Origin of the sequence: Brevibacillus sp. 7WMA2, assembly GCF_010748895.1 — a bacterium.
Classification (GTDB): domain Bacteria; phylum Bacillota; class Bacilli; order Brevibacillales; family Brevibacillaceae; genus Brevibacillus_B; species Brevibacillus_B halotolerans.
On the sequence record NZ_CP048799.1, the window covers coordinates 370,956 to 388,265 of the forward strand.

Annotated in this window: 8 protein-coding genes and 2 pseudogenes; 9 read left to right on the forward strand and 1 reads right to left on the reverse strand. The window is 39.9% G+C overall.

The features are described 5' to 3' along the window. Positions 1 to 1,058: 1,058 nt before the first annotated feature. The 7 genes and pseudogenes from GOP56_RS01550 to GOP56_RS01580 all read left to right on the forward strand — a co-directional run bounded on the left by GOP56_RS01550 (position 1,059) and on the right by GOP56_RS01580 (position 9,799). On the forward strand, positions 1,059 to 1,457 hold the full coding sequence (locus GOP56_RS01550) for a cytidine deaminase (RefSeq protein ID WP_163244310.1): 399 nt from the start codon (positions 1,059 to 1,061) through the stop codon (positions 1,455 to 1,457). A gap of 247 nt (positions 1,458 to 1,704) precedes the next feature. After that, positions 1,705 to 2,403, forward strand: a pseudogene (locus tag GOP56_RS01555) (ArsA-related P-loop ATPase); the annotation flags it as partial. A 274-nt stretch (positions 2,404 to 2,677) separates the two neighbouring features. Beyond that, positions 2,678 to 4,039: pseudogene (locus GOP56_RS01560) on the forward strand (IS1182 family transposase). 132 nt (positions 4,040 to 4,171) lie between these two features. Beyond that, positions 4,172 to 5,137 carry an ABC transporter substrate-binding protein gene (locus GOP56_RS01565; RefSeq protein WP_254068553.1) on the forward strand — a complete coding sequence of 322 codons (966 nt, stop codon included), beginning with the start codon at positions 4,172 to 4,174 and terminating at the stop codon, positions 5,135 to 5,137. 423 nt (positions 5,138 to 5,560) lie between these two features. Then, positions 5,561 to 6,886, forward strand: a complete 1,326-nt coding sequence (spoIVB, locus tag GOP56_RS01570; protein WP_003337875.1) for a SpoIVB peptidase — start codon at positions 5,561 to 5,563, stop codon at positions 6,884 to 6,886. Positions 6,887 to 7,175: 289 nt separating this feature from the next. Then, positions 7,176 to 7,958, forward strand: coding sequence for a sporulation transcription factor Spo0A (spo0A, locus tag GOP56_RS01575; RefSeq protein ID WP_003337874.1), 783 nt, complete (start codon positions 7,176 to 7,178; stop codon positions 7,956 to 7,958). Positions 7,959 to 8,818: 860 nt separating this feature from the next. Next, positions 8,819 to 9,799 (forward strand): HRDC domain-containing protein, encoded by a 981-nt coding sequence (locus tag GOP56_RS01580; protein WP_163244311.1) that lies wholly within the window; start codon positions 8,819 to 8,821, stop codon positions 9,797 to 9,799. 914 nt (positions 9,800 to 10,713) lie between these two features. On the opposite strand, the gene GOP56_RS01585 is transcribed toward GOP56_RS01580, so the two are convergent. Continuing rightward, positions 10,714 to 13,902: a bifunctional cytochrome P450/NADPH--P450 reductase gene (locus GOP56_RS01585; RefSeq protein ID WP_163244312.1), complete on the reverse strand. Its 3,189-nt coding sequence runs from the start codon at positions 13,900 to 13,902 to the stop codon at positions 10,714 to 10,716. Positions 13,903 to 14,120: 218 nt separating this feature from the next. Between GOP56_RS01585 and GOP56_RS01590 the strand changes: the two genes are divergently transcribed. Both GOP56_RS01590 and GOP56_RS01595 read left to right on the forward strand, forming a co-directional pair. After that, positions 14,121 to 15,110 (forward strand): P1 family peptidase, encoded by a 990-nt coding sequence (locus GOP56_RS01590; RefSeq protein WP_163244313.1) that lies wholly within the window; start codon positions 14,121 to 14,123, stop codon positions 15,108 to 15,110. A gap of 444 nt (positions 15,111 to 15,554) precedes the next feature. Then, complete coding sequence (locus tag GOP56_RS01595) at positions 15,555 to 17,294, forward strand: methyl-accepting chemotaxis protein (protein ID WP_254068555.1); 1,740 nt, start codon at positions 15,555 to 15,557, stop codon at positions 17,292 to 17,294. Positions 17,295 to 17,310: the final 16 nt, after the last annotated feature.

A 17,310-nucleotide genomic window follows, 5' to 3' on the forward strand; every position in this document is an offset into this window, starting at 1 on the left:
GTAAATATGGGTGTCACACTTTTGGTCACCTTTTTGATGTATGACACAAATTTGTATACTAAATTGACTTTTCGAAGGAATGGAGTCGATTTTCCTTCGAAATAAAGTTGTAAACCTAAGAATGTATCGATATGAATAACGTGTTAAAATAGAAAAATAAACTACATAAACTTAACAGGCTTACACAGTGAAGTGGTTGCCTTTTTATCTTTTCTGAGAACAAAAAAGTGAACGAAATTAGCGATAGTGAGGCGGTATTATGAGGATTAATGAAGTTTAGTTAGAAAATTTAGGTAAATGTATACAATTTCGAGATGAGCTTATTGCTAAAATTGCAAATGCGAATTTAGTGAAGAATACAGAGGATATTGTGGTTATGGCTTTATATAGAAAGTTGCTTGAACAATTAGACGGCATGTTCATTTTAGCTGATCACCATATAGAAAGCCCAACAACAGTAATGATTCGAGTAAGCTTTAGAGACTTATTTCGCCTTTAGCTCGTCCTACATGACGCAGACTTGATTAATAGAAGAGCAGCTTGTTATTATGTAGGATTTGTAAAAAATCAAAATAAAGCAGCTAAAAACACATTATCAGGGCAGTACAATGAGATGAATTTGGGAAAAATGAGATCCGCTGTCGCTAAAACAACCCGAATTTTAAACTTACCTGAATACCAAAATATTATTAAAGAATGGAAAAGAACTAAGAAGAAGTTGAAATATCCTACGAACCTAACTGGTATTCTCTTTTTGACGGTCCAAAAAATTTCAAAGAATGTATCGGAATTGGTGTGTCCATTTAACACAATAAAAAGTAGAAGAGCTACAAACAGTAAAAATTGAGGCAAATCAATGTAGGTATATAGAAAAAGATCAATCATATTCAATGCAAGAAAATCTTTTGGCAAATCTTATAGTTGTTTATATAGTATGCTTGTTACATCTACTTCGTTGACAACTATCTTGTTCATATATACAATTATAAGTCCTGTCAACAAAATGTTGACGTATAGGGGACTTTGAAAGTTCATTCTTAGAGAAAAGAGTGGATAATATGAATAAAGAGATTTTAATGGAAAGTGCACGTAATATGAAAGAAAAAGCATACGTACCTTATTCCAAATTTCCAGTTGGAGTAGCTTTATTACTAAAAGATGGTACTGTAATTAATGGAGTAAATGTAGAAAATGTTTCACTAGGTGCAACTAATTGTGCTGAGAGAACAGCTATTTTCACCGCAATATCAAATGGTTATAAAAAAGGTGATTTTCAAGCTATAGCTGTTGCAGGTGATACGGTAGATTTTCTTCCGCCTTGTAGTATTTGCAGACAAGTTTTAGCAGAATTTTGTTCACCTGAAATGCCAGTTTATTTAACTAATGAGAAGAAAGATATACTAGGATTAACCCTAAAGGAATTATTACCATACGCATTTACGAATTTAGAAATGTAAAAATAGATAAAATTCTTATTGAACCTGTTCGTTGGTGCGTATATTTGTGAAATATTACACTTAAGCTATCAGGTGCGATAGTGTAATAAGGAGTAATAAAATAATCAAACTTTATTATAAAAAACTCATACCTAGTTATAAAAGAAACTCCATTTTGATCAATCTTTTTTCAAAATGGAGTTTTTCTATTTGTTGTTAAATAAAGATTGAAGAGAACTTTTTAATCAATCGTTATTCTAAAGCTAAAGCTTCCGCCATCGCTCAAGGACTAGCCAAGAAAGGACATCGTGTTCACTTAACAACGACCGATCCAGCTACTCATTTGGAATACCATATTCGAAACGACCAAAAGTTAATCACAGTCAGTCGAATAGACCCAAAAGTAGAAGTAGAGAACTATAAAAATGAAGTCATTCAACAATCTGCTGACTCGTTAGATGAAGAAGGACTCGCTTATTTAGAAGAAGATCTACGTTCTCCTTGTACAGAAGAAATTGCTGTTTTTAGGGCTTTTGCCGACATTGTGGAAAAAACAACAGAAGAAATTGTTGTAATTGATACTGCTCCAACTGGACATACCTTGCTCTTGCTGGATGCAGCCCAGGCGTATCATAAAGAGATTACTCGATCCACAGGAGAGGTTCCAAAATCCATTCAAGATCTTTTACCACGTCTTCGTAATCATGAGGAAATCAGTGTTGTCATTGTCACGTTAGCCGAAGCTACTCCGGTGCACGAATCTACAAGATTACAAGAGGATCTATTACGTGCAGGTATAACACCAATCTGGTGGGTTATTAACCAAAGTTTCTATGCTACACCAACAGATGATCCTATTTTACGTGGACGAGTTTATTCAGAGAAAGCATGGATCGAGGAAGTGAAGAATAAATCACAGAATCACTTTGCTGTAATCCTTTGGATATATGAAGAGAGCAGAGAATAATACAGTACAGGATGTAGACAAGTATTCATTCATTATGGTAACTAAGGTCACTAGTGAGAAAATAAGCTATACAGGCGATGTATCCAACTTAATAGTAGATAGATGATCGTGGAAAAGGTATAGGAACAGTTTTACTTAAAAAATTGGAGGAGGAAGGTTTAAAACTTCAATACAATAAGTTTGTATTTCAGCGTGTAGACAAAATACCAAAAGGTATGAAGGTTTGCGCGCTTTTTTGTTGAATGTATGAATATAGTGGAAATGAGTGAGTTTCTTGTTAAAAAGACAAGATGCAGAAGCCCGTTACCAACTGTCCGTTGTTTCATTAGATGAGCTTGTCCCTTCTAATCATTTAGTTCGTAAAATTAGAAAGCAATTGATTTTACTTTTATATACGACCTTGTAAAAGACAAATACTCGCAAGATAATGGGAGACCGAGTGTCGACCCTGTTGTATTAATCAAGATCGTATTTATTCAATATTTATTTGGAATAAAATCTATGCGTCAGACAATCAAAGAACTGGAAACGAATGTAGCTTATCGATGGTTTATCGGTTATGACTTCACTCAACCAATTCCTCATTTCTTTACCTTCGGTAAAAATTATACTCGTCGTTTTCAAGATACAGACCTCTTTGAAACCATTTTCGCACATATTCTTGACAAGCTCTTACGCATCGATTTGTTGATCCTACTGTTATGTTTATTGAGTCTACTCATGTAAAGGCTAATGCTAATAAGAAGAAATACAGAAAGACTATAGTTGAACAAGAGCCTAAAACATATCTATCTTACTTAACAGACGAATTAAATCAGGATAGGATCGATCACGGAAAGAAGCCCTTGTCAAAAAAGTCTGAGTCTATAAAAAAGGAAGTGAAGTTAAGCACTACTGATCTGGATAGTGGTTGGTTTATTAAGGATGAAAAAGAAAGATTATTTGCATACTCTTTCCATGCTGCAAGCGATAAGAATGGATTCATTTTAAGTGCAAACGTAACAACTGCTAATGTTCACGACAGCCAAGTGTTTCAGGATGTTTTAAACCAAGCTATTCATCAAGTAGGAAAACCGTATGCAGTAGCAGTAGATGCAGGCTATAAAACTCCTTATATTGCTAAAACCCTTATTACATCTGGTATACGTCCTGTAATGCCGTATACTCGACCACGTACAAAGGATGGATTCTTTAAGAAATACGAATATACTTATGATGAATATTATGATTGCTATGTTTGTCCTTCAAATGAAGTATTATCTTATGAGACAACAACCCGCGAGGGGTATCGAATGTACAGAGCGAATCCATCAATCTGCAAAGATTGTTCCTTTCGGAACCAATGTACAAATAGCAAGGATGCAGTAAAAAAATCAGTCCTCATATATGGACAGAATACATAGAAAAAGCTGATCATCTTAGACATACGCCAAAAAATAAAGAAATCTATTCAAGAAGAAAAGAAACGATTGAACGAGTATTTGCAGATTTAAAGGAAAAGCATGGCTTGAGATGAACCACTTTACGAGGAATTAAAAAAGTGACCATGCAGGTGATGCTTGTTTTTGCTTCTATGAATTTAAAAAAGCTTGCTACTTGGGGTAGTACCAGCGTCGCTGACACCGCCCCTATCTGAAGGGCAGCACATGCGTTGAAAAAGGGGGTTGCATGGCAGCAAGTTTTCTCGTATGATCTTTGTGATAATAATTATCAATATCATAATGCAACCGAAGCGGTTTTGCAAGCTTCCGAGGAGAGACATTCTAACATGCGGCAAACACAGAAACGGTGGAGCGCCATGCTCCTGATTATGCTAGTGGTCGTCGTTTTGAGCGCCTGCGGCAAGCCCGCAGCAGAGGGCGGAACACAACAAGAAGGAGCAGACAAGCAGGTAACGGAACAAGCCCGCACGATCACGCATATGAAGGGGGAGCGTGTATTTGAGAAAGCGCCGGAGCGCATCGTTGTACTGGATACCCAATATCTCGACCAGTTGACAGCACTTGGTCAACGTGTGGCAGGCAGCACGGTTGCGACGAATGAAGCAACGCCGTTCCCCGCTTATTTGGTAGACAAAATTGGCGATGTCACGCAGATCGGCTCGAGCAGCGGGGTCAACCTGGAGGCGGTATTGGCGCTCAATCCGGACGTCATCATTTGCACCGAGTTCCAGAACGAGATTTACGACGCTTTGGACAAAATCGCGCCAACGTTGATGTTTGAGCGCAACGAGGACTGGCAAAAAACAATCGTGACATTGGGTCAATTGCTTCACAAGGAAAAAGAAGCCGAACAGGTGATCAACGACTACAAGAAGAAGGTCGCTTCTTTGAAGGCCGATCTGGCCAAAAAAATGGGAGACGAGACGGTAGCAATGATTCGGCCGCGTGACAAACAGATCCGGATTCATACGACAGCGCACCGGACGTCGCAGATTTTGTATCAGGATTTGGGGCTGAAGGCGCCGGCGATGGTTCTCGATGATAAAAATACGAGTGCGATGATCAATCTGGAAGTGATGCCGGAATTGAACGCAGACCATCTGTTTGTGTTGACGGACAACCAGTATCAGCAGTTGACCGAGGAGTTTGCGCAGACAGCGGTTTGGAACAGCTTGAAACCTGTGCAGAACAAACAAGTGTATACGGTCAATACGACGACGTGGATCGTCTATTACGGTCCGCTGGCGATCAACCGGATTGTCGACGAGATTGCAGCATCGCTGCTGCCATAAGAGAAGCAAGACGCCGCTCAAACCACGGGACTGTGGATGGAGCGGCGTCGTTTATTTCTGCTTGCTGTTGCTGGAGTGCTACTTTGCTTTGTATTCGCAGTGTTCACGTCCTGCTTCCCTTCGATCACTTTCAAGCATCTACTTTGCGGGTGGTGTTAGCTTCGCTGGTACTACCCCTACTTGGCTTTGGAATTCTGAAAAAGAGAAGCTCAAGCTTCTTCAATCACTGACTTTTTACCAACAAAAAATAAAACAAACTCTCCTTATATCAGTAGCATAAGAAGAGTTTGTCCACAGTCTGAGCTGTCAATTGAAATTGACAGCTTTTTGGTGTTATAAACAGGTGGCGTGCAGGTAACATTAAATATTAGTAAGTGAGGTGTAGCTGTAGGTGTAGGTAGGGAAGCTAGGAGTGATTGCTGGGTGATACGAAATCACAAAAGAAAATGGATTGGATCTCTGCTCTTACTCTTGACCGCGTTTATTGTTACTTCAACCCCCTTTCATGATGTAACCTCTTTACCCAAAGAACTACGGTTGTTTGAAGGTTCCCTTAGCCAATTAAAGCTTTCCGTACCTGTAATGGGAACACTAGTAAACAGTAACCCCGAAATTTTGCAAGTAAACGGAATAGAAGCCCGTGAAGTACACGTCGATTTTAGCCAACCATTGCAAGTGGCACCCAAAAAAGTAGGGCAGGCTCGTCTGCAATGGCGAGTTGGCAAGCTTCCCATTAAAGAAGTTAAGGTTAATGTGCTCCCCGATCTGAAAGTCATACCTGGCGGACAATCAATTGGTGTTAAGCTACAGACTGCTGGCGTTCTTGTAGTTGGCCATCATTTGGTTGATACAGGTAAAGAAAAAGTTTCACCTGGTGAAAAATCTGGCATTCATGTTGGAGATATGATTGTCAAAATGAATGATCTGTACATTAATGACATGAGTGAAGTCAAAAAGATTGTAAATGAAGCTGGTGCAAAGAACCAATCTATTCAACTCATGGTTGTACGTGGAAAAGAAAAGATCGTTCTGACACTTAAACCAGCACAAGACAAAAAAGATAATCAGTATCGCATGGGACTTTATATTCGTGATTCCGCAGCAGGTGTGGGTACGTTAACTTTTTATGAGCCAGAATCAAAGGCATATGGAGCTCTTGGTCACGTCATTTCAGATGTAGATACAGGACAGCCTATCGTTGTGGGAGATGGACAAATCGTGCAGGCTAGTGTTACTTCCATTGAGAAAGGGCAGAGTGGTAATCCAGGTGAGAAATTCGCCCGCTTTTACAATGAAAATGAAGTGTTAGGCAACATTTCTAAAAACACCCCGTTTGGCATTTTCGGAAAAATGTATGACAAACCCAAAAGAGCAAAGCGAAATGAACCATTGCCGGTAGCATTAGCTGAGCAGGTAAAAGAAGGTCCAGCAAAAATTTTAACAGTCGTGAATGGACAAGAGGTAGAAGAGTTTGAGATTGAAATTGTCAATGTTGTAAAACAGCATTTTCCTGCAACTAAAGGGATGATCATTAAGGTTAATGACAAGCGACTATTAGAAAAAACAGGTGGAATTGTACAAGGTATGAGTGGCAGCCCTATTATTCAAGATGGGAAAGTGGTTGGAGCAGTTACGCATGTATTCGTCAATGATCCTACTTCCGGCTATGGTTGTTTTATTGAATGGATGCTTCAGGATGCGGGTTTGACGATAAAACAACAACAATCTATGGGTCTCAAGGCGAGCTAAATGCTTGCTTGAGACCTTTTTACATTCTTGTTTTTGATGAATCAAATACGGAGGATAGCAAAAGTTCTACAGCAAATCACACGATACCCCTTCTATAAAAATCTGATCATCGGTCCTTTTACTCTTATTTGTCGAATCATCAGAGATATCATTCAATCTTTCGTCATGGGCAGGAGTTAAAAATGACCTGTCGAATAATTTACCATAAGGAATCAAGAGAAACGTACTTCTTCACAGGAAAGAAGTGTTAGATCATGCACTGTGATCGAATGCGTAAGGAGGAACGAATTTGAGTAAGATAAGCGTAGTATTAGCTGATGACAATCGTGAGTTTGTAGGTCTTCTTGAAGAGTATATTAACACTCAGAGTGATATGAGCGTAAGCGGTGTCGCTTATAACGGAAATGATGTATTAAAGATCGTCCAAGAGCGCGTTCCAGATATTATCATTTTGGACATTATCATGCCTCATTTGGATGGCTTGGCTGTATTAGAGCAAATTCAAGCGATGCGACTAACACCTCAACCTAAAATCATCATGCTGACAGCATTTGGCCAAGAAGAGATTACAAAGCGCGCGGTAGAACTTGGGGCATCTTACTATATATTAAAGCCTTTTGACATGGACATTCTTGCACAGCGAATTCGTCAGATGATCGGTAGCAAGACCTCTTTTATCCCCGTAATGAAAACTTCTTCTATGATACAAAATAAAGGACGTAATTTAGATGCCAACATAACCAGCATTATCCATGAGATCGGAGTGCCTGCTCATATTAAAGGATATTTATATTTGCGAGAAGCGATTACGATGGTCTATAACGATGTTGAACTATTGGGTTCTATCACAAAGGTACTATATCCGGATATTGCTAAAAAGTTTAATACAACAGCCAGTCGTGTAGAGCGTGCAATCCGTCATGCGATTGAGGTGGCTTGGTCAAGAGGTAATCTGGATTCCATTTCTAGCTTGTTTGGCTATACGGTTTCTAATACCAAGGCAAAACCTACGAACAGCGAATTTATCGCGATGGTGGCGGATAAGCTGCGGATTGAGGCGAAGATTAGCTAAAGACGATACCTACGCTGTTTTCACGTTAAGCTAAGCGTCCTGTTCCCGTCAATTTTTGCTTGTGGCTCGGTCGAGATTCCAATAAATTTTTCATCGTCATTCCAATAAAGTTGGTCTTTTCACCTCCGTATTTTTTACGTAATTAGTCGGAAAGATCACTTGACCCAAAGTGTTCCCGAATATTTATTGCGAATTAACTTTAACTGGAGGATAAGTTAGAAAATAGTAGAATACCTTCGCGGATATACTCACGATTTCATTGCGCTAGTCCTTCGGGGCTGGCGTTTTTTTATTTGGATTATACTGGGGAATTTAGTGAGAGTGGTTATTGATCTACATTCAAACTGTAGAAGAGATACGGCTGGAAATGGAGAGCGATAATCCGCATGCAGATTATGTAAGTATGAATGGAGTGAGAGACCATAGTAAGTAAAGAAAAATTAATGCAAATAACTAAAAGAATAAAAGAGCCTCCCTTTAAAGGAGGCATTAGCTTAAGTTATTTGATCACATTGCTCAACCTGACAGAAACTTTGTTGTTCAGCAGCGATTGCGGCACTGGAAAGTGATAAGATCATCAAGGCACTAATTCCTATAGTAAATATCTTTTTCATATTATAGGTTTCTGTGGGATTGATACCTTTTAGTCGTAGGTTCTATGTGTGTGACAAAATTAGGGTAATCAATTAGAAGAGAAGTCCTTCGATTTTAAATGCTACGAAATAATTAGTACAGAAGGCTTATGTAAGATGGGAATAACAAACTTAATTAGTAATTATATGGTATAATCTTACTATCAAGTAAGGTTAATGCTTTTACTTTTGTCCTAAAATTAATCAAATTTTCAAGGGGAAGCGTATATGTCTATATTCAATAAATTATTTGGTCAAAAAAGGACAATCCAAAGTCCGACATTTGTTAAGGATTTCTCAAAAGATAATCCTCAGCTTTCTGGCCTTAATGAGCTTTTAAACAAGGTTGCAGATGGAGAAAAGAAGGATTACATTGAGAGGGATATTAAGTCTCTTACATATGGACTTGCTGGCGAGAATAATGTCTACTTTGAACTAAAAAATTCATTCCTGCCAATTTTGTGTTTACACGATGTAAGGGTAGAGTATGAGGGGTATGTTGCTCAGCTTGATTTCGTTGTCATTTCTAATAAGTTTATCTGTATTTTAGAAACGAAGAAATTAAGTGGAGATATCTCGATTGACCAAGAAGGTAACTTTGTAAGAACCATAAAACTTAGATATGGAAAAGAAATTGTAGAGGGAATTTATAGTCCTGTAACTCAAAATGCAAGGCATATCGATATTATAAAACATGTCTTGTCAAAAGAATTGAAAATCAGCAATATACCAATTTTATCTCTTGTAGTCATGGCTAATCCCAAAACCATTAATAATAAATATAGTTGCCCTGCTGAGATAGAAAACTCAATTATCAAATACGATCAAATTAAAGCAACGCTGGAAAAATACCAGAATGATAAATCAAATACATATGACTTAGCTGAGAAGGATATGTATGCAATTTCAAATTTGCTAGTCAGGCTACATACACCAAAGGAGATGGATTTCGTTGCAAAATATCGGTTTTCGAAAGATGATTTTCAAAAGAGGGATGAAACTTTACTTCGTGAAGAACTAAAATCGTACAGGCTTCAAACTTCAAGAGAAGAGAACATCAAGGCTTACTACATCTTCAATAATAATGAGATGGAAGATATGATAGCGAAATATCCGAGAACCAAAGAAGAGCTACTTACTGTTAAAGGCTTTGGACAAGTTAAAGTTGAAAAATACGGCGAGCGAATATTGAATATTTTTAATGGGTAATTGGATTATTATTACAATAATTTACTATCAAAATCCAGATCAGGCTCATTTAAAAAAGAAACATTACACTGTTTTTTGGATGGTTTACTGATGGTGAAAACTTGATTATGTATAATATTTACAAAAAGGATTGTTTTACAACAGCTCCACATTTGTTACACATATTGGACGGACATCTCGTTGTACTTCGTCTACTAAATTTGTGGACGCTTACACGCTATTTTACGATGAAAAGAGGGCGGGAATTACTTGACGACCGCCCTCTTCTTCATATTGGTAGACAATAAAACTTGGATAAGTTATCTTCTGTGATGGAAATGTAAACAATCTCGAAATTCTCGATGACATCTTCTGTTGCATCGGACATTATCGTGTCCGAACATGTGGTGGCAGCGTCTTTCGCATCTTCGCCATTCTCTGATACATCTCTCACGGTGGTCAGGATGCCGTGGTACGAATGGGTCAAATTGGAAATACGGATCATCGTATGGATTCACATACCCGTCGTAATATACTTGTTGAATAATTGGCTTCTTACTTTTTCTTTTCATGTTTTTACCCCCCCACTTTGGAAGTAATATGTTCTTTATAGTAAATGACGCTATGCCCTGTCCTGACTAAACGAATTAACGGGGTGTTTCACCCAAATACTTGTAGTGGTGACGTTCGCCTAGGCTCTGTGTGTTACATGATCTACTATCACTGTCCTGTCTATAGATATTATCCCTTTTTTGGGGCTTATTCTCTGTTCGGTCGAAAAGAGTAGGTGTTACTCAGTTGAGTTAATCCCAGTCCCAAATGAACATCTATGCAATGTGAAAAGCACCCAGCTACTTTTTGCTGAGTGCTTCTTTTCACGGGTGTTAATGGTTTATCTTTTTATCTGATGGGAAGAAGGGATTTAAAAGCCCTTATCATGCACCTGTCCAAACATCCTTTACATATTGTTCATCCCGTTGAAGCTTATCGAGCCAAGCTTGGGCTTCTTCTTTGCTTACAGAAAGAATTGTTTGATAGGATGAAATCAGCGTGGCTTCCACATCAGGAGCCATTCGACTCCCATCCCCACATACATAAAGTCGAGCTCCCTGATCTAGAAGACGAATCAACTCTTGTTCATTTTGTTTCATGAGATGCTGAACATAGGTTTTCGGCTGGCCCTCTACACGTGAAAAAGCGGTATGAATGGTCACGATACCTTCTTTTTCATATTGCGCAAACTCTTCTTGATACAAGTAATCCTGTTGCGGATGGCGGGCACCAAAGTAAAGATGGGCTTCACCAAGCTGTTTTCCTTGTTGCTGATAGTGCTTTCGTGCCTGAAGAAATCCCCGGAATGGTGCAACCCCGGTACCAGGTCCGATCATGATAAGAGGTGTTTCTGTATTTGTAGGTAGCGTGAAGTGAGATTCTGGTGTGCGTACAAATATAACAACAGGATCATTTGGCTTTAGATCGGCTAGATAATTTGAGGCAACACCTCGATACTCCCCATGTCCACTCCAGGCTGGGCCGCGGACTACGCTCACTGTTATACTAGCGCGATCTGGCAAGAGATGAGGGGAGCTGGAAATGGAATAGTAACGAGCTTTTAAAGGTGGAAGAAGCTCTAAAAAGCGTTCGAAAGGTAATTCACAGGCGGGATACTGTTCCATAAGATTAAACATGGATATGCGTTTATTCATTATATTGGTTTTGTAGGTATCCTCTTCAAGTAAGGCTTCCAATTCCCGTTTATGAGGTGGGCAGGTTGTATAAGAAGCAAGTTCACGTAGTTGAGCACGGGTTGCTGCTTCCTGTAATTCTACGCTATGACTTAGCAGATCATATACACTTACCGGACGATCCAGCGGAAGATGCGCTGCACTGCGTCCACTGCCACTAAGAATTAGATAATCGTTACCATTCAAACCAAACCGATGTACAATACGTTCCACTAGCTGAGGACAGTTTTTGGGCAGAACACCTAAATGATCCCCCTCGTGGTAATGGACTCCTGCTGGAATAGCTATCTCGATATGACGAGTGCTACGTTCGCTAGTTTCTCCCTGAAGCTCTCTATTCTCTGTAACGTACGAACGAAGAGCATCATAGGACTCAGCGAGTGGAACTCCCGCAATTCCATTAACATATTGGACAGAAAGCGTGCTGCGCTCTCGCTCCCGATTTTCGTTGATCTTGAGCCCTAAAGCGTTCATTACACCAGGCCACAATTGATGACGCCAATCCTCAAGTTGTTTCTCAAAATCTCCGCTAGCGTCACCCTCTCCCTGCTTCATTAGACGTGTCGCACCTTTTGCTCCGAGCTGCTTATCAATCAGGTGAGGAACCTGCTGGTATGTGCTGGCCCAATTATGGTCGCCACATCCGAATACAGTATAGTTGACCCCTGTAAATTCTCCAGGCTCTGCTTCTTTTAGCCATTGTACAAAGTCTTTGGCATTACTCGGTGGTTTTCCGTTATAAGAGGAGGTAATAATAAATACGGCTCCTTCTTTGGGTAGCTTACCTAAATAATCATTTAAAGGAGCAACCTCGCTCTTGAACCCTTGGAAACGTGCATCCTCTGCAAGTTCTCTTGCAATCCCCTCTGCAGTGCCAAGATTGGAACCATATAGCACTAGCAAGGGTGTATTATGTGCGTCAACGATGGTAGAGGCCTTTGGCTGCGCTTGTGTTTTTTCGCGTTCCTTCTCTTGTCCGGTAATTTGAAAGGAGAGTTCATTCGTGCGTAAACGGACACGCATGGTAAAGCCTTCAGGTTTTAAAGTTAGTGTTTCTTTAATTTTTAGCTGATAATGATTATGGTCAATGATGTCAAAGTACTTTAAAATCATACCAAGTACTAAGGTCGCCTCTTGAAGCGCGAATTGCTGTCCTATGCATGCTCGCTGCCCGTTTCCAAATGGTTTATACGCATCATAGGGGATTTGACTAGAGTCTTCAAAGCGCTCAGGGCGAAACTCCTCGACATTATCTCCCCAGACGCTTGTATCCCGATGAAGAGTAGGAATGAGTACATTGACACTTTCGCCTTTTTTCAAAGGATATTTTCCATCCAGCAGTGTGTCTTCCTTCGCGTAAAGAGAGAAGGCAGGAGCTGTTGGCCACAGACGAAGAGACTCATTCAAAATCATCGATATGTACGTAAGATTTCGCACTTCAGTATAAGTTGGAGTAGAACCAGTTAAGACACGGTCTACCTCTTCATATGCCTTTTGAAGCTTATCCGGGTTCTTTAATAGAAAGTATAAAGCAAAGGATAAGAGACCGCTTGTGGTTTCATGACCAGCAATTAAGAAAGTAATAATCTGATAGCGAATATTTTCGTCATCCAAGCCTTCGCCCGTTTGGGGGTCTTTTCCCTTTAGCATATGGGAAAGTAAATCGTTTGCATCATGATCCTCGTGCTCTTTACGTTCTGCTATTATTTTATCCACAAGGGTAAACATGGCTTGTATATCATGTTTAAATTGACGTTTTGTAATAACCATCAATTTATCTTTAATTTCTAGGCGCTGTAGCTGGCTCATTGCTTCATCCAGCGCACGAACCATGCTGGTAATAAAGGGATGCGGTTGTTCTCGATAAAAGCTATTAAACCGATAATTAAAGCCGCACAACCCAATGGTATCCAACGTAAGCCTTGTCATATCCTCGGGTACGTCAATGCTTTCATCTGGGTTAAGGCGCGCCCATTTCTGGATAAGCTGTACAGCAATGTCTACCATCATGGAATGATACCCTTGCATGGCTCTTTGGCTAAAGCTTGGGAGCAGGATATTATGAGCTTTTTGCCAATTGGGCTCATCGGTTGAGCTAGTAAAAAGACCATCGCCTGCAAATGTTCTTACTTTTTGCAAGGGAGGCCATACATTTTTATCAAAACGGGACTCATCACAAGCCTCTGCTACCAACTTATGATTGGAAATATAGATGCTAACGCGGCCTCCAGGGTATTCCAGCCGGAAGATAGGACCAAGTTCATTGGCTAGCTTCATGATGGATTGAATTGGCATCTCTGGATTGATTAAAGGTAAATTTCCAAGGGGACCAAAGGTTTTTGGTTGCGGAATGTTTTGTAAGTGAGAAATCGTAATCAATCCTCTCTAATACGTATTTCTTGATGACTCTCGCATCCTCTTTAGAGATTTCTACCTTATTTTTACAAGGATTGTCTGGTTTTATTCGGTTTGTAAGGAAAGATTACAAGTAATAAAATAACGTCTAAAAAATTAGGGAAACGAAAGCTCTGCAAGAAACGGGCTTTTTACTCGTCTGTTAAGAGTTATTTCATATACAAAGGGAGAAGATGTAAGCTATGACTGCTACAATAGGTTCAATTGTCGATATAAAAGGGATCAAGGTAGGTCATCAACAAGATGAGGAAGCACTGACAGGCTGTACCGTACTTCTAATGGAGGAAGGTGCAGTATGCGGAGTCGACGTTCGTGGCTCAGCTCCAGGTACCCGTGAGACTGATTTGCTTTCCCCGATCAATAAAGTAGATCAAGTCCATGGGATATGCTTGTCTGGGGGAAGCGCGTTTGGCTTGGATGCAGCTAGTGGGGTAATGCGTTATTTAGAGGAGCAGGGAATTGGACTTGATGTGAAAGTTGCAAAAGTGCCGATTGTACCAGCAGCAGTATTATTTGATCTTGCTATCGGGGATGCTTCGATCCGACCTACCATGGCCATGGGCTATGAAGCGGCAAAGCAGGCGAGTGAACAGGTGTTTGCTGAGGGAAATATTGGAGCGGGCTGTGGAGCTACTGTTGGAAAAATGGCCGGTTTTGAACGCGCGATGAAAGGGGGGCTAGGCACGGCGTCCCGTGAGCTGGGTAACGGGCTAGTAATTGGAGCAATTGTTGCTGTGAATGCAGTTGGAGAGGTACGGTGTCCTGTAACTGGAGAAAGACTTGCAGGTGTGCGCGGGGAAAACGAGGAGTTACTAGATATCTATGATTGTATGGAAAAAGCTAGCTTTCAGTTCATTCCAACTGGAGCGAATACCACGATTGGCGTAGTAGCTTGTAATGCTACCTTAACCAAATCAGAAGCGAATAAGGTTGCTCAAATGGCACATGATGGACTAGCCCGCACAATTTATCCCATTCACACCATGCATGACGGGGATACGATATTTGCGATTGGAACAGGAGAAGTACAGGCTTCTGTGGATGTAATCGGTGCATTAGCAGCAGAAGTACTGGCAGAAGCGGTTGTAAGAGCTATCAAGGCAGCGGAGCCAGCAGGTACGATTCCATCTTACCGGAGTCGACAAGATGAGAAAGCAGAAATGATATTTTGATGAAATGAAAATATTCATTAAAGGAACGAAAGGCTTATGTTAAACCTATCCAAAAAAGGATCACCTACCGTAACCTGTAACTAAAAAAGTGCAGTGAAATCTTGTCATTTTTATGAAATGTTATCAATTTTTCATTTGGGAAAAGCTTCAATAACCAAGCGCACTGACTTTGTCTTTGTGCTATTTGGCTTGCTTTACATCAAGCTAAATCGTTATGAAATAAGCCTTTATGCTCTTTTCTCCATAGTTAGTCCTATACATCCTGCCAGTGAATTTTTTATGCAATGGCAAAAATGGTACATGTAAGTGAAAAAAGACTTGATTTTTTTAACATATAGAAATTAAAGCTTTTGTGATTTCATACCGATACTAGGGATAGCGCCCTATTTTACATATTTCTAGAAGCAGGGAAAAGAAAGAGAGGGGAAAGAGTTGTTTTCCAACATGAAAATATCTACTAGGAATTTATTGTTCACAGTTCTTAATACTATGTTGATCGGTGCTGTATTAATCCTAGCAAGTTTCGTCATTCAAGGGCAAGTCCTTATTGAAATGCTAGAAAAAGATACGCGAGCCTTGTTACAGTCACAATCTGTACATGTTTCTGCGGAAGACATAGATGAGGCTGTTAGAAATCCTGATTTGAATGCTTCCATCCAGAAGAAACTGACAGAGGGGCTTGACCAGATCAGTAAAGAGCATCCTCAGATTAAACAGGCGTATGTTTTTGGAGTGGAATTGAAAGAGGGAAATCAGACTTCTATTATTGCTCAGCCAACTCCAATTCACGAGTTTATGAAATCAGAAGGAATTAAATTGGGAGATATGCTCCCTCAGCCAGACGTCATTGTGAAGGGAGTTCAGAATCTTGTCACTGCCAAACAAGATACGATAACTTCTATTTATGATGATGAGTTAGGTACTTGGATCTCGGCTCTTCATCCAATCATGGACAACAGTGGAAACGTTGTTGCTTATTTTGGTATGGATGTTGATGCTAGTATGGTGACCAATGGGCAGGACGCGCTATTGCTGAACTCTTCCATATTGCTGTTCTTTTTGCTACTTATCAATGTAGTTTTCCAATATTTGATTGTGAATCGTACCTTTAAACCCATTCAAGAGCTTATGCGTGGTATTAATGAAATGAGCAGAGGAAATTTAGATGTTCGTTTGCGCGAAGGAAAGGACGAGCTGGGTCAGGTAAATAACAAATTTAATCAAATGGCAGAAAATATGCGTACGATTATGATGACGATCCGCGAATCCTCGAATCAGCTAGTGAAAAACTCACAGCAATTACATACGATTATGGAAGAAAATAATCAGCATGCTACAACCATTACAGATAACATCCAAGAAATGTTCCAGCACACCAATCTGCAAAATATAGCTACAACAGAATGTGTGAAATCGTTGGATGAGATGGTGATTAGTGTTGAAAGCATCGCCAATAATTCAACAGAGGTTCATCACACATCTTTGAACATGAAAGATCAGGCAGAGTCCGGTCAATACTCTGTCACTAAAGTGGCAGATCAAATGCAGCTCATTCAGCACTCTGTAGAGGAATCTGAAAATATTATTGATGTTCTACAATCTCAGTCAGGTAAAATTGGTGAGATTGTCAAAATGATTTCCGAAATTGCAAACCAGACGAATTTACTTGCTTTAAATGCAGCTATTGAAGCCCAACGAGCAGGTGAACACGGTCGAGGCTTCTCAGTTGTTGCAGATGAGGTACGAAAACTAGCGGAACAATCTAAGCAATCGGCAGAAGAAATCAGCCAGCTCATCAAAGAGATTCAGGAACGTACAAATACAGCAGTAATCTCTATTCGCCAAGGTTCTGCGCACGTGTTGGATGGTGTGAAAATCGTGCAAGAAACAGGTGAGATATTCCGCCATATGGTTCAGGCGAGTACAGAGGTATCCGACCGTATGCAAGAGGTATCTGCTTCCACGCAACAAATGGCAGCTGAAACAGAAGAGGTTACCTCTGTGGTAAAACAAGTATCGGAGAATGCACGTAAAAACACAAAATCAGCAGAAAACATCCAGGTCAAGTCAGATAATCAGTTAGCTTCTTACCAAGAAATTTTAGTTTCTGTTGACGGATTAAGTAAAATAGCGCAGGAGTTAGATAGCGCGCTATCCCAACTTAAATTAGAAGAACACAAGTAGGTTTTCATTTCTAAGA